The following is an 18021-nucleotide window of genomic DNA, read 5'->3' as shown; positions in this document are numbered from 1 at the left end:
GGCCTCCGGTATGCGGGCATGGGAAAATTTGTGCGAAGTCAAAAGACTGCGTTTACGGGCTCAGTTTGGCGACCCAACACTGCGTAAGCTGCGACGTAATCATCCACCATCCGCGCGGCATCGAACCGACGCTCAAAGCACTTCCGCACTTCACCACGATCCAGCGCAAGGGTCAGCGGAACAGCTGCAATAGCCTGTTCCAGTGTATCGACCACAAAGCCCGATACGCCATCGTCAACGATTTCTGCCATCGCCCCGTTGCGCCAGGCAATAACCGGCGTGCCATGCGCCATCGCCTCGATGACCACCAGACCGAATGGCTCGGGCCAGTCGATCGGGAACAGCAAGGCTGCGGCATTGCCCAGAAACGCGGGCTTTTCAGCTTCGGATATTTCTCCGACATAATCGACGCAGTTGCCATCAATCTGCGGCTCGATTTCGCGATGAAACCACGCCCGGTCGTCATCGTCGATCTTGGCGGCAAGTTTCAGTGGCAGACCGGCGGCCTTGGCGATGGCGATGGCACGGTCGGCCCGCTTGTCCCGTGAAAACCGTCCGATAAATGCCAGATAGGGCGCGATACCGGCGGCGGGTCGTCCCGACAAGGGCCGGTAAAGATCACGCGGCAAGCCATGATAGATATTGGCCACCCAGTTCGCCTGTGAAAGCGGTTGCCGCTGGTTCAGCGAGATGGAGTTCATCGCCATATCAGGCCATCGCGCCAATGCTGCGGGCAGATCTGCGTAATCCAGCCGACCATGCGGCGTGGTCAGCGTTTTGGCCGCAAAACCTTCGAACAACGGGAAGTGCTGAAAATGCGACAGGTGGCAGTGGATCACGTCAAATTCCGCCTGCTGCGCACGCACCTGATCAAGCATGGCCAGATGTGCAGCGATGGGGGAAACCCTTGGCGCAGGGTCTTCGCGCAATCCACAGGCGCGGGATTCGACCAGAGTTGCAGCCGTTGCGGACCCGGCCGCAGCGAAAAGGGTCACGTCATGCCCGCGCGCGACAAGGTGATCACACAGGGTGGCGATGATGCGTTCGGTGCCGCCATAGGCGCTGGGTGGAACCATTTCGAAAAGTGGCGCCACTTGAGCGATGCGCATAAGTATATTCTCCCACTCGACTGAATGATGAACGCGCCAGAGCCGCATTCCGTTCCCGGCATGGCGGGCAAGTTTGGCCCGTGAGGGTCTGCCAAGGCACGTGGCGGGAACCAACACGCCTGCTTCCGGTTACATTCCTGACCCCAGAAACCGGAGGATTTCACGATGACCCGTCCATGTATTGCCGCAAAATTCGCTCCTTGCCTGCTGGCAATTGGCCTTGCCGCTCTGCCCTCTCTTGCGTTCGGACAGATGGCACAGACGACGCAGACAGCAGAGGCCACATTTCTCGATGGCGAGGGGGTCCAAACTGGCAAAGGGTATTTGACAGAGACGCCCTCGGGTGTGCTCATCGGGCTGGAGATAAATGGGTTGCCGCCCGCTCGCTGGGTTGCTTTTCATGTGCATGAAACCGGCTCGTGCGACCATACCGGCCAGCATGAAAGCGCAGGCGGGCACTTTAACCCAAGCAATGTTGAACATGGTTTCCTGAGTGAAACCGGACCACATGCTGGCGATATGCCAAACATCTGGGTTGATGATGCTGGTACCGCGCGGGCCGAGGTGTTCAATCCCTTTGTCTTGCTGGCCGAAGGGGAAAACAGCATTCTTGGCCGGGCGCTGATGATTCACGCAGAACCAGATGATCACAAATCCCAACCTTCTGGCGCAGCGGGGGAGCGTCTGGCCTGTGCCGTGATCGAATGATTGAACCGGCATGGGGCCGTGATCTGCCTTTGCATGCTTTCGGCCAATTTCATCTTGCGGTGAGGATACAAAGGTGCGTGTTTAAACGATGAAGCAGGCATCATGACCCCATTCACCGATCTCCGCCCGCTGCGCTGCGCCCTGATGGCGCTGACTTTGGCATTGTTCCTTGTGTTTCCGGCTGCGGCCCAGTCGGACGATCCGGCCAGATTGACCGATGCCCCGATTACAACCACGCTGACCGCGACCGAGGACAACCTTATCCGGGATCGCCTGCAAGACGTGCTGCAAAGCCTGCAAGGCTATGAAAATGTCACAACAGCAGTGCGCGGTGGCGTGGTCACGCTCACCGGCAGGGTGCTGAGCTATGATGAAGTCGAGGCGCTGGATCAGATTGCGGATCGCGTCGAGGGGGTGGTGGCCGTTCAGAACTCGGTCGAGGTGACCACAGATGTCCGTGAACGGGTCTCGCCTGTTCTCGACAGGATGATGCGACGTTTGACGGCTTGGATCGCGGCGATTCCGGTTCTGCTGATTGCGGTAGCGGGCGGAGCGTTGGTGGTTTGGGCGGGGTTTCGGTTTGCGCGGCTCAGTCAGCCGTGGAACCGTCTCGCCCCAAACGAATTTGTGGCCGAGGTGTTGCGGCAGGTCGTGCGGGTGGCAGCGGTTCTGGCGGGTGTTGTGGTCGCTCTGGACATTCTGGGCGCATCGGCGCTGCTGGGCACGGTGCTGGGGGCGGCGGGGATTTTTGGGCTTGCCGTCGGGTTCGCGGTGCGCGATTCCGTCGAGAACTTCATTGCGTCAATCATGCTGAGTCTGCGAAGCCCGTTTCGTCCGCGTGACCTGATCGAAATTGGCGGCGATGTCGGCAATGTTGTCCGGCTTACCTCGCGCGCGACCATTCTCATCTCGCCTGATGGCAATCATATCAGTATTCCTAATGCGACAGTCTTCAAATCGCGGATCATCAATTACACCCGGCACCCCAACCGGCGGTTCAGTTTTGATATGGATATCACGTCAAACGGGGCCCTTACCGGCCTCGACAAGGTCATGCTGGCCGCGCTGCAACAGGCGGATTTCATCCTCACCGAGCCGGGGCCATCGGTCTGGGCAACCAATATCGGAGATACCGGGGTCCGGTTTCATTGTGTCGGCTGGATCAGGACGGCCGGAGCCAGCTTTGAGGGTGCCCGCAGCGACGCCCTGAAACGCGTGGCCGCAGCTGTCGAGGAGGCTGGGGGACAGATCGGGGCGATGCGGCTGAGACTTATGGAAGTCGATCCACTGGACGCCACGGATTCTGCGGACATGACCCAGACCGAGGCGATCAGTCATATCATCGAGGCAGAAATCAACAGCGGCGAAGGCACCAACCTGCTGACGCCGGAGGTGGAGCGGGAGTAAATCAGACTGCCGGTTTCCGCACTCTGGCAGGTTTTCATACAGCATCCTCATTCTTCTTGCGGGTCTCGGCAGCCTTTTTGGCGGACGCCGAACGCTCTGCCGCGGAACGCGCAGCCGACGCTTCACCACCCTTTTTCCCACCCTTCTTTGCGGCGGGGTTTCCAGTTTGGGTGCCCCGCCCAGAGCCGCTTTTATTGCCGCCCCCATCATCCTTGTTGACGGTGGCCCAAGCGCGCTGTTCCGCCTCTTCTTTCCCGACGCCGCGCTCTTCATAACTGTCGGCAATGTGCTCGGCCTTGCGCTTTTGCTTGTCGGTGTATTTGGACTTGTCTCCCTGGGGCATGCGGATCATCTCCTTTGCTGCTGCTCACGCTACTCAATCGTCCTTGTGACGGTTGCGGTGACGCTGCCATGGCCATCGGCCCTCAATCTCTACTTCCAGCGTAAAGCTCAGGAAGGTGCGGATCAGAACGATCATTGCCAGTTTGCCCAGGCTTTCTGTCGTGGGGTCTATGGTGACCGTTCCGACAATATCTGCCGCGATCAGAAACTCGACCCCGATCAGTATGCTTTTGGCCAGACGGGTGCGGAACAGATCAAAGATCTTTTCCCCCTCCCGGTGCCGGACCAGGTTGCGCACGGCTTCGCACAGCGCAAATGCGGTTCCTGCCACAATGGCCAGTACGCCGCAGACTTCAAGAATTTGAGCAACAGTATCGAGATAGACTTGCCGCAGCTCCAGAACCATATGTGCGGGCCTTTCAGCGCCATGGGCCGGGGCAGGCCCTTTCCTGCCCCGGCGGCTTTGTTCAGCGGATCAGAGATCGGTGACGAGCGTGCAAAGCTGGCTCATGTTTGCCGAGGCTTGATCCACGCTCAGGGTGCCGGTTGCAGACATGTCACCCGTTGCAGTCGTCTCACCGGTGGTGGCATCACCTGCCGTGGTGGCATCGCCTGTGGCGGTCGTCGTGTCACCCGTGGTTGCGGTGTCGCCGGTTGCGGCAGCGCCATCTGTCGCCGTGTCATCCATGGCGGTGTCATCTTTGGCGGTCGCGCCATCGGTGCTGAGGGCGCCGTCAGCGCCCGCGACAGGTGCTGCGGTGGCCGGATCACTGGTGCCGGTGTCGCCGGTCGAGAGGGTGTCGAGGGCTTGGGCACCGTCAGCCCCCGTGGCATCTGCATTCACCATTTCGCAATGCTGGCGCACGCGGTCCTGCTGCTCGGGTGTCAGGCTTGCCCAGTTCGTGGTGATCTCATCATCGCCGCGCAGCGTACCAGCCGTGGTGTCGCTGAAAAACGCTTCATTGATCGTGTCATCCCAGTCAAGCGGCGTGCCTGTCGCGCCGGCGCCGGTATCGGTCCCTGTCGTGGCGTCCTGCGCAAAGACAGCAGTGCTGGTGCCAAGGGCGATGACAAGCGGAAGGGCGAATGCGGGGGTGAGTTTAAGGGTCATTTTATCTCCTCCTGAGGGGTGATGCCTCTTTCGAGGCGTTCAGTCAGTCAACATCAGGGCTTTCGGCTTGTTCCTGATGCGAGGGGGTGGTTCTTGTTGTGATTGCGCTGGCCGCCTTGTTCATTCAGCGAACCAGCACCGGAAGCGACGAGTCGTAGCCGCTTCCGTCTGGGCCGTACCGGCCTCAGATCTGGGTGCTTGTGCCGCCTGTAAGGTCCGTGCCCATGCGCTTTACCCGCAGGTTGTTCTGCACATGGGTCACGCCGGAAACGGCGTCGGCGCAGTCTTCGGCATAGCGCTTGGCATATTTGGATGTGACTTCGCCCGCCAGGGTGACCTCGCCGCTTTCGACGGTCACATCAATTTCACTGGCATCGACACGTGGGTCATCGCTCAGCCGGTCGCTGACATCTTCGCGGATGCGCTCATCCGAACGCTGATAGCCGCGCGGACCTTTGCCGCGATGGTCCTGCTCGCGTCGGCGGGCGGCCTCTTCGTCACCAAACCATGATGCGATTTCATCGCCAGCGCGGGTCAGCATACCGCGTTCATGATCGCGGGAGGAGCCATAGTCACGGGAATACCCGGCATCCCGCCGGTCATACCCGCCAGAAACCCCGGCACCATAGCCCAAGCCACCAGAGGCCATACCGCCACCGTAGCCAAAACCCGCGATGAACGAATCTTCGGGGTGGCGTCTGCCGTGCGCAGGGCTGTCGTAGCGGCCGCGCTGGTCTTCATAGCCCCGCCGCTCTTCGAAACCGCCCCGCTGCTCAAAGCCGCCCTGTGCGCCGCGCCGGTCATAATCGCTGTTCCAGTCGCTTTGGCGTTGAGGGGTCTGACCCTCGCTTTGCCAGTTCCTCTGATCGTCGTCATGGTTCCCGCGCTGTTGGCTGCGGTCGGATCTGCGGTTGTCATGTCGTGAATTGGCCATGTCCATTTTCCTCCTGAATGGCATTCGTCCTGACCCGCGATGGTCGCGGATGTCGTACAAATGAAACCTTCAGGGGTGGCGAATGTTCCGGCTTATGTCGCGTCAGAAAGGCCCCCACACGGCCCTGTGAAGTGCGTCAGCTCTGCAAGCCCGCGATGATCTTGTCAGGGGTAGCGGGCAGTTCACGGACCCGGACGCCACAGGCATTGTGGATCGCGTTCAGGATCGCCGCACCGGCCCCGCAGATGCCCAGCTCGCCCAGACCCTTGGCGTGCAGCGGGCCGACATAGGTGTCGCTTTCGGTAAGGAAATGAACCTCCAGCGGTGGCACATCGGCGTGGCAGGGGATGTGATACTCGGCCAGATCGCGGGTGACGATGTGGCCATCCCGCGGGTCATGCGCCATCGCTTCGGTCAGGGCCATGCCAAGGCCAAAGGTCATGCCGCCCAGACATTGCGAGCGGGCGGTCTTTTCGTTCAGCACACGCCCGCAGGCAAAAACCCCCAGCATCCGGCGCACACGGACCTCCCCAGTCCAGCGGTTGACCGCGATCTCGGCCCAATGGCTGCCCCATGTGGCCTGCCGTACCGTGTCTTCGGTCTTGCCGGGTTCCAGATGGCCGTCGCCTGTCAGCTCACCCGTCAGCAGCGCGTCCAGCGGGCGCGAGACATTGCCCGTACGGACCTGACCGTTCTGCAAGGTCAGATCCGCCTCGTCACAGCCGATCAGGGCGGCGATCTGGCTGCGGATTTCGGCGCAGGCAAGGTAGACGGAGGTGCCGCTGGAGGCCGCGCCGAACGACCCACCAGAGCCGGAGGCGGGCGGGAAGTCGGAATCCCCCAGCCGCACCTCGACCCGGTCGACCGCCAGCCCCAGCGTTTCGGCGGCGATCTGGCCAAGGATCGTATAACTGCCGGTGCCGATGTCGGTCATGTCAGTTTCGACAATCGCCCGCCCATCGGCTTGCAGCGTCACGCGGGCGCGGGATTCGATGAGCGAGTTCACCCGTACCGCTGAGGCAACACCCATGCCGATGTACCAGTCGCCCTCACGCCGCTGGCCGGTCGGGCGGCGGTCGGACCAGTTGAAGCGGGCCGCGCCTTCGCGCAGCGCTTCGGCCAGTTTGTGGCTGGAAAACGGTCGGCCGGTGCAGGGTTCGGTGTCGGGGATGTTGCGCAGCCGCAGCTCAACCGGGTCTATGCCCGCCGTTTCTGCCAGTTCATCCATGGCGCATTCGAACACCGTCGCTCCTACCGCCTCGCCGGGCGCGCGGACCGAACCGGCGCAGCTGCGGTGAACGCGGGCGATGGCATGGACGATCTGCCGGTGTGCGGCTTGATAGGTAAAGGGCGTGGCCTGAGTGACGGGTTCGGAAAAGCTTACGCCGGGAAGGTTTGACACCAGCGCCTCATGCCCGATGCCGGTCAGCTTGCCTTGCGTATCGCAGGCCAGCCGGATGCGCTGGCGGGTTTCCGAGCGGCGGTGTGCCAGATCGAACACCTGTTGGCGCGTCATCACCACCTGAACCGGCCGCCCCAGCTGCTGTGCCGCAATCGCGGCAGCAACGGAGTCGGCGTTGATCCCGAGTTTCGAGCCAAAGCCGCCGCCGACATAGGGGGCCAGCAAACGCACCTGATCGGGCTTGATCCCAACAGCATCGGCCAGCTGTTCGCGGCTGGTGGCCAGCATCTGATAGCCCGCCCGCACAGTCAGCGTGTCGCCCGACCATTCGGCGGTGGCGGCATGCGGTTCCATCGCCGCTGCGGTGTGCGACGGCGTGTGCCAGATCTGATCGAGCGTGTGGGACGCATCCTGCATCGCGCGGTCCAGATCGCCGGTGGCGGATTGCTTGTCTTCGGGCCGTTCCGGTTCGACCGCTTCGGGATCAACCGGCACATCCTTGGCCTCGTAAGTAACCTGCAACGCCTGTGCCGCCGCCTGTGCGGCCTCAAGGGCTTCGGCCACCACGACGGCGATGGCCTGACCCATGTATTCCACCTCATCCGGCCCGGCTGTCGGACCCTCAGTCGCCATGCCCTGTGCTGCGTAGCGGATCAGGCGCGGATCGTGGATCACCACCATCGCGCCGGGGGCGTCGCCGATGCTCAGCACCTTGCCCGCCGGGATCGCGGCCTGCACCAGCACGCCATAGAGCAGCCCTTCGGGCCGGGCCTCGGCGGCATAGGTGGCGCGGCCGGTGACCTTCAGCGGCCCCTCCAGCCGGGAGACGGGTTTGCCCAGCACCCCCTGCGCCATGTGATCGAGCGGGCTGTCGGGGATGGGGGCATCAACCTTGAGGTGGCGGGTCATGCTGTAGCCTCCATGCCGGTCGCATCGCGTAGCGTGGCAATCAGGGTGCGGCGCAAGAGCGGGATCTTGAAATCATTGCCGCCATACCCTCCCGCGGATTGCAGGATCAGGTCAGCGGCCCGGCCAAACAGCGTGTCCGAAGGTTCCTGACCGATCAGCAAAGCCTCTGCCCCGGGATCGCGCCACGGCTTTGCCGCGACGCCGCCAAAGGCCAGTGCGGCATGGGCGATGCGGTTGTTTTCCATGCCGATGATCGCCGCCACCGACACCAGCGCAAAGGCGTACGACGCGCGGTCGCGCACTTTGCGATAGCGTTGCTGGCCCCCGGCGGGGGCGGGCAGCAGGACGGCGGTGATGATCTCACCGGGGCGCATCACGGTTTCCACATCCGGCGTGTCGGCCGGCAGGCGGTAAAACTCTGACAACGGTACCTGACGCGGGGCGGGGCTCTCGATTTCCACCTCGGCATCCAAAGCGCGCAGGGCCACCGCCATATCGCCGGGATAGGTGGCGATGCAGGCGGGCGAGGCGCCCAGAATGGCATGATTGCGGTTGACCCCGCCGATGGCGGCACAGCCCGAGCCCGGTTCGCGTTTGTTGCAGGGCATCCGTGTGTCATAGAAATAGGGGCAGCGGGTGCGTTGCATCAGATTGCCGCCGGTTGTGGCCATGTTGCGCAACTGCCCGCTGGCCCCGGCCAGCAGCGCGCGCGACAGCAGCGGGTAATCGCGCCGGATCACCGGATCGGCGGCCAGATCGCTGTTGCGCACCAAAGCGCCGATGCGTAGCCCGTCGCCGTGCGCTTCGATCCGGTTCAGGTCCAGTGCGGTGATGTCGACCAGCGCCTTTGGCGTCATCACCTCGTGCTTCATCAGGTCCAGCAGATTGGTGCCCCCGGCGATGATCGTCGCCCCGGCGGGGCGGTCTGTCAGAGTGCTGGCGCGGTGATAGGTAAAGGGCTTCATGCGGCATCCCCCTGCGCACCGGCGGCCTGCCGGATGGCGTCGACGATATTGGCATAGGCCGCGCAGCGACACAGATTGCCGCTCATCCGTTCGGCGATTTCGGCATGGGTCAGCGCGATGGGGCCGGTCAGATCCGCGCTGGCGTGGCTGGGCCAACCGGCGGCGATTTCCTTTAGCATGGCGGTCGCCGAACAGATCTGACCCGGTGTGCAATAGCCGCATTGAAAGCCGTCATGGTCCAGAAACTGCTGTTGTAGCGGCGACAGCGCCTCGGGCGTGCCCAGACCTTCGATGGTGGTTACGGGCTGATCCTGCACCATGCAGGCCAGTGTCAGGCAGGCGCTGACCCTGCGGCCATCCAGCAGCACGGTACAGGCCCCGCACTGGCCATGATCGCAGCCCTTTTTGGTTCCCGTCAGGCCCAGATGTTGCCGGAGAGCGTCGAGCAGAGTGGTGCGCGGATCAAGGGTCAACTCATGCGAGGTACCGTTGACGGAGAGGGAGATCTGCATGGGGCCTCATGAGTCTGGCTGGGGGCTGGACATGGTGCTGTGTCACCGGCGGGGCCGGGTGGAGTGTGTTCGGGTGCAAAGACCGCCGACCGCTATTCCTGCGGCAGCGGTGCCGGTTCGTCTGGTGCGGCGGCGTCGGCTGGCGGGGGCGGTGTCGCGTCGGTCTCGGGCGTGGCGGGGCCATCTTCTGCGGGGGCTGCCGGGGCCGCTCCCTCTGGTTCTGCAGGTGCCGGGGCTGCAACACGGTCGCTGTCAATCGGCGCCTCGGTGATGCGCCCGTCTGCGGCAGCAACGCGCCAGACGGTGTTGCCGGCATCATCTGCGATCAGCAGTGCGCCGGTGCCGTCAAGGCCAAGGCCGACCGGGCGGCCACGGGCCTGATCCTCGTGCAGAAAGCCGGTCACCACATCCTGCGCCATGCCGTCTGGCACGCCATTGGTAAAGGGCACGTAAGACACCTTGTAGCCGTTGAACGTGTCGCGGTTCCAGCTGCCGCGCTGGCCCACAAAAGCCCCGTTGGCATAGGCATCGGGCATTGCCGCGCCGTTGGTGAACACCAGACCCAGCGCCGCGACATGGCTGGACAGCGCATAGTCGGGCGCGATGGCGGTGGCCACCAGATCGGGCCGGGCCGGGCGCACCCGCTCGTCAACATGGTTGCCGAAGTAGCTGTAGGGCCAGCCGTAGAACGCGCCGTCCTGTACCGAGGTCATGTAATCCGGGACCAGATCGGGGCCAAGCTCATCCCGCTCGTTGATGACCGCCCAGAGCATGCCAGAATCGGGATTGAAGGTCAGCCCGTTGGGATTGCGCAGGCCCGAGGCATAGATCCGCGCGGCACCGGTGGCGCGGTCAATCTCCCAGATCGCGGCGCGGCCCTTTTCCGCCTCCATTCCATTTTCGGCGGCGTTCGAGTTCGACCCGACGGACGCATAAAGCATCGTGCCGTCGGGGCTGAGCGCCAGATCCTTGGTCCAGTGATGGTTCAGCGGCCCACCGGGCAGCGGCGTCAGCACCGTTGGCGGCGCGGTGATGGTGTTCTCCCCCAGCGCGTAGGGATAGCTTTCGACGCCATCCGCCGCCGCGACATAGAGCGTGTCGTCGATCCAGGCGAGGCCAAAGGGAGAGTGCAGGTCGGTCAGCAGATCATGGCGTTCGTCTACCACGCCATCGCGGTCAGTGTCGCGCAAGAGGGTGATCAGATTGGTGTCACGATCCGGCCCGTCGCCCCCGCCCGCAGCAAAGGCCATGACCCAGTCGCGGATGTAGTCTTTTGGCCGAAACCGCGGCTTTTCCTCGGGGGCGCGGGACTGCACCACCAGCACATCGCCATTGGGCAGGGTGTGAACGGTGCGCGGGTTGACCAGATCGGTGGCATAAGCCGCGATTGTCAGCCCGTCGGGCACGGTCGGTGTTTGCCCCTCGGCCCAGCCCACCACCTCGGCCACCTTTACCGTGGCCAGAAGATTCACGTATTGCGGTTCGGGCAAATACGGATCAGGGCCGATCTGGCGGGTGATGTCAAACTCACCCGATCCAGCGTCCTGCGCATGGGCAGGATGGGTCAGGGCGAGGATAAGCAGCATCGCCGTGCCGGAAAGCATCAGCCTCTGCTGCGGGAAACGGGTGGCGCATGTCACAGTGGATTTCGTTGCGGATGTCATCGGGTGTCGTCCTTTTCGGGGCGAAGGTGCAGGGCAAAGCGAGCGCTAGAAATAGGGGCGGTGAACAATTGCGCGCCGCCGCAGCACGGCAGAGCCGAGCATCAGCAAACAGGTCAGTGCCGAAAGACCGACCCCCCAAGGGACAATGGCTGTCCAGCCATCACCGGCATGAAGCAGGCTGTTGAGAAGCGCACAGATCAAGACGGCCACGTTCAGGGCAACAATGCTGCCCATCGGGCGGTGACGATGAACGGCAAGATCAACCAGCCAAAGCAGGGCGGCAATACCACCCGCAATCAGGCCGAAAAACAAAAGCCAGGAAGAAAAATCTTTCCACATCAGCACTGTGGTCTGAATGTAGGCAATATCTGTCAGCAGGGTAAGCGCGAAAAACGCGGCAGCAAAATAGCTGAATGTGGTCAACCCCGGCACCGGGACATCTGAAACGCCATGATAGCGGGAGTGGGTGGAGTTCATCCGGTGTCCTTTCGCAAGCGATGCCAGACAGAAACACCTTGGGCGCAGTTTTGTTCCCCCCGATGTGTTTCCCGAGAGGGATCTCGTTCGCGACCAGTGGCATTGCCTGCGCCACCGGGGCGGGAATCAGAACCCTTCCCACAGGCCGGGGGTTGTCGCCACCTCCAGCATGTTGCTGTCAGGATCGCGGAAATACAGGCTGTGGCCGCCGCGTTTCCAGTCTGACGTGCCTTCGATTTCGATGTCATTCGCAGCCAGATGCGCGCGCCATGGCTCTAGCTGATCGGCCGCGATGGCAAAGGCCATGTGGATCTGACCGTTTGCGTCATGCGGCGGGATCAGACCGCTAGCGGTGCGTACAGGCGCAGTGGTGCCACCGCGCAGGAACAACAGCAGCACCGAGCGCCTTTTCACATCATAGGCCCGCATCCGGTCATCCGCATGCAGGACGGGCAGGCCCATAACCCCTTCGTAAAACGCTGCTGCCCGGTCAAGGTCATCGACATAAAGCGCAGTTTCCAGAATGGACAACATCTCGGGCATGGTCGTGGTCACTCCTCTCCGGTGGCATACAGGTGCAGAATGCGATCTTCGTCGATGCCGCCAAGGGCGGTAAAGCCGTCGCCGCGCTGAAAATCGTCGATCCGCAGGTGGGGAAAGACGAAGTACTTGGGGGCCACGTGGTCCTGCGTCGCGGCAAAGATCACCCGGCTGATCCCGGCAAAGCGCATCGCCGCAAGGCACATCTCGCAGGGTTGCAGGGTAGAGATCAGGGTGCAGCCGGTCAGGTCAGTGGTGTTCAGCGCCTGCGCCGCGCGGGTGATCGCCACCATTTCTGCATGCTGGGTCGGGTCAGACTGAAGATGCACCTCGTTTTCACCCGTGGCGATAACACTGCCATCGCGGATGATGCTGGCAGCGATCCCGGCCTTGCCGGTTTCAGTCTGTGCTGTCAGCGCCCGGTCAATGGCGTCGCGCATTGCATCGCGCTCGGATGGGCTGATGGAGTGAGCGGTAGCTTTTGTCATGCCTGTACCGTATCAAATGAAAGGGTCAGGTGATCATACTCGCCTGTTGTCGTATGGGTGATCGTCTCGAACCCGCGATGCGCGGCGAGTTCGGCGCAGAACAGGTCACGCGCGGCATTTGGGGTGAGCGTGGTCTGGGTGTCGCCCTGCCAATGTACCAGAACGCACTCGGCCCCATCGCGCGCGTCGCGGGCTACCAACTTTGCTGTCTGTGAGATCTGATCCGAGGTGAGGTAGTAGATGAATTCTGACAGCATGATCAGATCATACCCGCCCACTGGCCAGTCATCCGGCAGGGTGGCGCGACGGGCCTGCGCATGGGGAAACGGGGCCAACGCCTTGACCGCCTGCGCAACCGCCAGATCCGAGAAATCCAGCGCCAGAAGCCTGTTGCAACGACGCGCCAGCCGTGCGCTGAGCACACCGATGGAGCATCCTGCTTCCAGCGCCGAGTCGTAATGCGCACGGGTCAGCGCCGCCAGCGTTGCATCATATTTGCGCCGCTCATAGGCACTGCTTTGGTAATCCCAAGGGTCGGGATTGGCGCGATAGAGCTGGTCAAAGTGGTCTGAGCTTTGGGTCATGCTATCCCCTCACGCAGGAAAAGCTCTGGCGTGGTGATGAAGTGCTGCTGCAGGATGTCGCTCATCCGGAACCCGGTCGGGTCATCCGTGATCAGCCCGGTCATCTGCGAGGCGTGCGCCGCGACCGCTCTGGCCTTGCGGTCCTGCCAGGTCTGCGTGTCAAACTTGATCATCGCGGCGGGATTCAGCGTGGGGATCTGTTCCAGAAAACGCCCCCAGATCGGATAGGACCAGTAGGCCAGATGGGGAAGCCGAGCCGTAACAGCGGCTGCCATGCGGGCGACGCTGATGTGGTCATGGTGCGGATCGCTGCCCCACGCAGCCCAGAGCGCAGTTGTCGTTTCACTGACAAGCGGAACAATGCGGTCTGCTGCCGCCGCGATAGCATCGTCATCCTCAGGGGTGGCGGCATCGGGGTAGTTCAGCATGATGGGGGCCGGCCCGTGCCCCCCGGTCAGGATCGCCACAGCCTGCTGCACCTCAGCCTCCCTAAGCTGGCGCAGCTGCTCCGTTGGGTACAGGCGCGAGCGTGGGTGTGAATGGCAGCCGTCGGTCACCACCACCACCTGCACCTTGCGTCCGGCCTCGGTCAGTGCGGCAATTGCCCCGCCGCAGCCCAGAGTTTCGTCATCGGGGTGCGGGGCCAGCAACAGGACATCACCATTGCCGGACACGTTGTTGATCGTGGTCCAGGGCGCCAGACGGGCCGTTTGGAGCAGGGGTGTCATGTGATGCACTCTCCCAATGGGGCGGTCCGGGCCAGCAGGCTTGCACCGGCCTTTGCCAGCTTGCCATCCAGATTTGCCTGCCGCAGAAAGAACGCCAGATCCCGGCGGATGCGGTCGGCAGGGTTTTGGGTGGCAAAGGCCTGTGTGCCCAGAATGCGTTCCGCCAGTGCAATGCCGGACTGGCAGGCCTGTTCCACCGCTTCACGCGCCAACAGGGCCTGAGTCACGCATTGGTCTGTGGGCGCATCGGTGGTGATCGACCTGCAGCACGCCTCGACCCAGAGCCGGGTGGTCTGCGCATGGATCGCCAGCTGCGCCAGCCGCGCCCGCTGATGCGGGTCATCGCCCTGCTGCCGCGCAAGGATATGGCGCCGGGCCTCTTCGGCCAAAGCCTCAAGCCCGCCACAGTGCAGCGCGCAATACCGCCAGATCCCGCCTTCGAAATGCGGCTCTTGCGTGTAATCACCGGGCAGTCCCAGCGTCTGCGCCGTCACCCCGGTCAGATCATAGCGACCTGATGCGGTTGCCCGCATGCCGCTGACCTGCCAGGTCGACAGATCGCCGCGGTCGGAATCGCGCACATCGACCAGAAATAGTTGCGGCCCCTCTGGCAAAGTGACCGGTACCACCGCCCAGGACAGCAGGCCGATGCCCGAGCAAAACTGCTTTGCGCCGGAGAGGGTTACTGTATTGCCATGCTGTGCGGTCACGGTGACCGGGTCTTTGCCCTCGGCCCCCCAGACGCCAAAGATCGCGCCCGCGCCCGCGCCAGCGGTGACCTGCATCCGCTGCGCGGAGGTGCCGTAAAGATGAACGAGCAGCATCGCATTGGCGTGGCCTTCAACGATCCGCCCGACCGCTAGACTGGCCCGACCGATCCGGCGCAACAGCGTGGCACCCGCCAGCGCGTCGCCGCCCGGTGAGGTATGCCGCACCAGTTCCGACAGCAGCCCGCAGTGGTGCAAAAGCACCAGATCGGCGGCCAGCGTGACCTCGCCCCGTTCAGCCGCCGCCGCATGGGCGGCGACCGTGGCAAGCGCCTGGCCAACGGGGTCTGTCGGCGAAAATTTTGCCTGTGTCATCTTAGCCCGCGCTCCGTTGGCGCAGCGCAGGTTCCGCCGTGCGTTCGTGCTGCCCGGCAAGTGCCGCCTGCAGCAGGGGCAGCTCGGCCCGGCACCCGCTCATCCGCAGCCGGACACGGGCCAGCGCCGGTGAGCTGGCTTCGATCCGTGCGAGAAAGGCACCCAGCCGGGGCGGCAGGGGCGCGGACATCAGACGCACCGCCTCGGCAAATCCCAGCAGGTCGGCAAGCCGGGCCTGCAGCGCGATCGGGTCGGGCCATGCGGCGCGCAACTGGCCGCGCAGCCGGTAGCGCAGGACAAAGGTGGCGGCAGGTTCCAGCCATTCATCGGCCAGCGGGTCGCTCTCGACCGCGCGCGCCCGCAGCGCGCCCGCCATGCCGCCGCCGGTGCGCCCGGTCATCCGGCACGAGGTCTCGACAATCACCGTATCGGAATGGCGCAGCCGGAAGTCGTGTTCTTCGGCAAGGGCCGCAAAGGCGCGGTCTTCGCTCATGGCAATGGCGGGCATGCCGCCGACAGTTTCATACAGCTCTCGGGTAAAGGCGAGGCTGGCCCCCGGCGCGGTGAGATGCGGCGGGTCGGGGTCATGCGACTGCGGGTCCAGAAGGGCCGCGACTTTGACGGCAACAGACATGTAATCGGTCTCTACGGTGCAGTGCCGCGCGACCGCCTCTGGCAAGGTGCTGGCCTCTGCCGGATCGGCGACGAACCGTCCGCAGATCAGGTCTGCCTGTGTCAGCTCATGCAGGTTCCGGGTGATCCAGTCGGGACGCACCGAGCTGTCGGCGTCGGTTGTCATCAGCACGCCATGGGCCGGCACCCGCTTTGCCGCAAGATCCAGCCCCACCCGGCGCGCCGCCCCCGCATTGGCCTCCTCGGGCGCAAACAGGCAGGCGACCAGCACCAGCGGCACCTCAGGATGGGTGAGCGCCCAAACAACGGCATGGTCATGGGTGGCATCGGTTGAATTGTTGACCACCACGATCAGCCCCGTCACCACGGGCTGCGCGGCGCGGATCGCCACCGCTGCCGCATCAAGGCAGCGGACAATCCGCTGCGCCTCGTTTCGGGCTGGGATGACGATCGCCGCAGACCACGGGCCGGTCGAGCCAAAGGCGGTGATCATCGTACTGAGCGGACAAGGGGCCTTTGACATCGGGGCGTACACTCCTCTGAACAGTGTTCGGATCGACAGGTCGGTTCGTGCGGCCTGATTTTGGCAATGACCGCCTCCGTCACGGAGTCTCGGGATTGTTCAGAAAAGGTCGCGTTTAGAGTCGTTTGGGAAGAACCGGAGACAGGACGATTTGTTCCGCAGCACCAAAGCAGATTTGTGCTCTTCCGTACCAAAGACCGGTGCGATGCCGGGAGCATTCGGACCAGGATGAAGACGCCGCGGGCAAACGATTGCCCTATCCGTTCACGACCATGGCAAAGCCAAGCGCCATCGCCAGCGCAAAGGCGACGAGGGCGGCGGCCAGAAGACGGGCGTAGGTTTGTCGCATGCATTACACCAGATCAAAGATTTCGGAACTGATCCGGCGCGCGGGCACACCCAGCGCGGTCAATCCCTTTGACACCGCCTCCAGCATCGGGGCCGGACCGCAGAGCATGTGCGGCCAGTCGTGGGTCATGTCGGGCAGGTGGCGGGCGAGCAGGTCTTTGTCGATCATCCCGGTTTCGCCCTGCCAGTCTTCGGGCGCCTCTTCGGGCACATGCACGATGGTCAGGTCGATATCCTGCGCGATGGCGCCAAGTTCCTCGCGGAAGGAGGCCTCATCCAGCGTGCTGTTGGCGTAGAGCAGGATCACCGGGCGCGGGTCGTCGCGCGATTGCAGAGCGTGCAGGTTTGACAGGATCGGGGTGATCCCAACGCCGCCGGCAATCATGACAAAGCCCTCGGCGGTGGCCTCGCGGTCAATGGAAAAGGTGCCGAAGGGGCCATCGACATAGGCCAGAGTGCCGGGCGGGGTTTTGGCCATGCGTTCGGAATCGTCGCCAAGGGGCTTGATCGAGAAGGAAACCTCTGGCCCCCGGTCCGGTGCGGTCGAGATGGTAAAGGGGTGTTCACGCAGGGCCCACGGCGCGTGGCCGATGGTCAGCCAGGCGAATTGCCCCGGCTTCCACGCACGCAACGGCTGACCCTCGGGGCGCAGGGTAAGGGTGTGGACGCCGCCACGCTCGGCCTCGTTCGAGGTCACGCGCCACGGGTTTCGGGCCAGAACCATCGGGCGCAGCAGGCGGGACCAGGCGAGGAAGGCGGCCCAGACCAAAGCGATGCCAAGCCACAGGGTGCGGCTGCCCGCCATTGCGCTGTACTTGCCGACGCCCAGCACATGCGCCAATGCCGCAAAAGTGCCGGTGACGGCGAGGGCGATGTGGAGGATGCGCCAGCCGTGATACTCCAGCCCGACCCGTTTGCGCAGTTCAGAGCTGAGGATCAGCGCCCCGAAACAAACCAGTGCAACGCGGCCCGCTGTCAGCTCCCACCGGGCGGTCAGGGGGTTCAACTCGCCCAGGGCGGGTTGATACCAGATGTAGAGGATGCCGAAATGCGTCAACATCAGCCCAAGCACCCCCCAGCTGAGAAAGCGGTGGAACAGGTAGATGATATCGGCGCCAAACGGCGTGGTCAGCAGCTTGACCCGTCCGGTCAGTGCGAACTGAGCAATGGCGAGGGTGAGGGCGGCGAACCCGCAGCCCATGGCGAAATCCCACAGCGGGTGGACTGCGGTAGGGCGGTCGCTGCCAAGCAGGATCAGCACAAAGGGCAGAGCGATGATGCCAAGACCGGCGATCAGCCAAAGACTGGCGCGCAGCGCCACCACCAGCGGGCGGTCGGCGGTGCGGACAAAGGCCTGCGGATCAGGGTGATCGGGTGCGTTCATTTACAAGGAACGGGCTGTGCGCCGGAAACGTTCCGTGAAAGCCATAAAAATCTGAAGAAACCGGGGTGTTGGACGAAAATTACGGGAAACCTATGGAACGAACCGGCGCGGTTCTGGTTGGTTTACCGGCGAGATGTGATGCGCGGTAGCGGGCTCGTCAGGATTGAAGAC

At 63.5% G+C, this 18021-nt stretch carries 19 protein-coding genes; 2 read left to right on the top strand and 17 right to left on the bottom strand.

Annotated features, from left to right (window positions below):
* Positions 1 to 38: 38 nt before the first annotated feature.
* A complete protein-coding gene (locus D1012_RS09660) occupies positions 39 to 1109 on the bottom strand; it encodes a glycosyltransferase family 4 protein (protein ID WP_118151553.1) in 1071 nt (356 codons plus the stop codon).
* Positions 1110 to 1274: 165 nt separating this feature from the next.
* On the opposite strand from D1012_RS09660, the gene D1012_RS09655 reads away from it, so the two are divergent.
* Positions 1275 to 1817, top strand: a complete 543-nt coding sequence (locus D1012_RS09655; protein ID WP_118151551.1) for a superoxide dismutase family protein — start codon at positions 1275 to 1277, stop codon at positions 1815 to 1817.
* A gap of 102 nt (positions 1818 to 1919) precedes the next feature.
* Complete coding sequence (locus D1012_RS09650) at positions 1920 to 3224, top strand: mechanosensitive ion channel domain-containing protein (protein ID WP_118151549.1); 1305 nt, start codon at positions 1920 to 1922, stop codon at positions 3222 to 3224.
* A 34-nt stretch (positions 3225 to 3258) separates the two neighbouring features.
* Here D1012_RS09650 and D1012_RS09645 read toward each other — a convergent pair whose 3' ends face one another.
* The 16 genes from D1012_RS09645 to D1012_RS09570 form a co-directional block, all read right to left on the bottom strand.
* Positions 3259 to 3576: a type II toxin-antitoxin system RelE/ParE family toxin gene (locus D1012_RS09645; protein WP_199489467.1), complete on the bottom strand. Its 318-nt coding sequence runs from the start codon at positions 3574 to 3576 to the stop codon at positions 3259 to 3261.
* A 24-nt stretch (positions 3577 to 3600) separates the two neighbouring features.
* Positions 3601 to 3972 carry a DUF1622 domain-containing protein gene (locus D1012_RS09640; RefSeq protein ID WP_199489466.1) on the bottom strand — a complete coding sequence of 124 codons (372 nt, stop codon included), beginning with the start codon at positions 3970 to 3972 and terminating at the stop codon, positions 3601 to 3603.
* Between the two features lie 69 nt (positions 3973 to 4041).
* Positions 4042 to 4677: a hypothetical protein gene (locus tag D1012_RS09635; RefSeq protein ID WP_118151547.1), complete on the bottom strand. Its 636-nt coding sequence runs from the start codon at positions 4675 to 4677 to the stop codon at positions 4042 to 4044.
* A gap of 184 nt (positions 4678 to 4861) precedes the next feature.
* Complete coding sequence (locus D1012_RS09630; protein WP_199489465.1) at positions 4862 to 5611, bottom strand: BON domain-containing protein; 750 nt, start codon at positions 5609 to 5611, stop codon at positions 4862 to 4864.
* A gap of 136 nt (positions 5612 to 5747) precedes the next feature.
* Complete coding sequence (locus tag D1012_RS09625; protein ID WP_118151542.1) at positions 5748 to 7922, bottom strand: xanthine dehydrogenase family protein molybdopterin-binding subunit; 2175 nt, start codon at positions 7920 to 7922, stop codon at positions 5748 to 5750.
* Complete coding sequence (locus D1012_RS09620) at positions 7919 to 8887, bottom strand: FAD binding domain-containing protein (RefSeq protein ID WP_118151540.1); 969 nt, start codon at positions 8885 to 8887, stop codon at positions 7919 to 7921. The genes D1012_RS09625 and D1012_RS09620 overlap by 4 nt, the downstream gene beginning before the upstream one ends.
* Positions 8884 to 9399 (bottom strand): 2Fe-2S iron-sulfur cluster-binding protein, encoded by a 516-nt coding sequence (locus D1012_RS09615; protein ID WP_118151538.1) that lies wholly within the window; start codon positions 9397 to 9399, stop codon positions 8884 to 8886. The genes D1012_RS09620 and D1012_RS09615 overlap by 4 nt, the downstream gene beginning before the upstream one ends.
* 92 nt (positions 9400 to 9491) lie before the next feature.
* The gene (locus D1012_RS09610; RefSeq protein WP_233517074.1) at positions 9492 to 11063 is read right to left on the bottom strand and encodes a PQQ-dependent sugar dehydrogenase; all 1572 of its coding nucleotides are present in this window, start codon (positions 11061 to 11063) and stop codon (positions 9492 to 9494) included.
* Between the two features lie 45 nt (positions 11064 to 11108).
* Positions 11109 to 11540 carry a DUF2231 domain-containing protein gene (locus D1012_RS09605; protein ID WP_118151534.1) on the bottom strand — a complete coding sequence of 144 codons (432 nt, stop codon included), beginning with the start codon at positions 11538 to 11540 and terminating at the stop codon, positions 11109 to 11111.
* Positions 11541 to 11666: 126 nt separating this feature from the next.
* Positions 11667 to 12083: a VOC family protein gene (locus D1012_RS09600; RefSeq protein ID WP_118151825.1), complete on the bottom strand. Its 417-nt coding sequence runs from the start codon at positions 12081 to 12083 to the stop codon at positions 11667 to 11669.
* A gap of 8 nt (positions 12084 to 12091) precedes the next feature.
* On the bottom strand, positions 12092 to 12568 hold the full coding sequence (locus D1012_RS09595) for a nucleoside deaminase (protein WP_118151532.1): 477 nt from the start codon (positions 12566 to 12568) through the stop codon (positions 12092 to 12094).
* A complete protein-coding gene (locus D1012_RS09590; RefSeq protein WP_118151530.1) occupies positions 12565 to 13152 on the bottom strand; it encodes a class I SAM-dependent methyltransferase in 588 nt (195 codons plus the stop codon). The genes D1012_RS09595 and D1012_RS09590 overlap by 4 nt, the downstream gene beginning before the upstream one ends.
* Entirely contained in the window at positions 13149 to 13880 is a 732-nt protein-coding gene (locus D1012_RS09585; RefSeq protein ID WP_118151528.1) for a PIG-L family deacetylase, read from the bottom strand. Before D1012_RS09585 ends, D1012_RS09590 begins: the two co-directional genes overlap by 4 nt.
* Positions 13877 to 14962, bottom strand: coding sequence for an acyl-CoA dehydrogenase family protein (locus tag D1012_RS09580; protein ID WP_118151526.1), 1086 nt, complete (start codon positions 14960 to 14962; stop codon positions 13877 to 13879). Before D1012_RS09580 ends, D1012_RS09585 begins: the two co-directional genes overlap by 4 nt.
* A gap of 1 nt (position 14963) precedes the next feature.
* Complete coding sequence (locus D1012_RS09575; RefSeq protein ID WP_118151524.1) at positions 14964 to 16118, bottom strand: glycosyltransferase family 2 protein; 1155 nt, start codon at positions 16116 to 16118, stop codon at positions 14964 to 14966.
* Between the two features lie 352 nt (positions 16119 to 16470).
* Complete coding sequence (locus tag D1012_RS09570) at positions 16471 to 17850, bottom strand: ferredoxin reductase family protein (protein WP_118151522.1); 1380 nt, start codon at positions 17848 to 17850, stop codon at positions 16471 to 16473.
* Positions 17851 to 18021: the final 171 nt, after the last annotated feature.

The organism is Pseudotabrizicola alkalilacus (assembly GCF_003443995.1).
Classification (GTDB): Bacteria; Pseudomonadota; Alphaproteobacteria; order Rhodobacterales; family Rhodobacteraceae; genus Pseudotabrizicola; species Pseudotabrizicola alkalilacus.
This window is presented reverse-complemented; position numbering and strand designations above follow the sequence as displayed.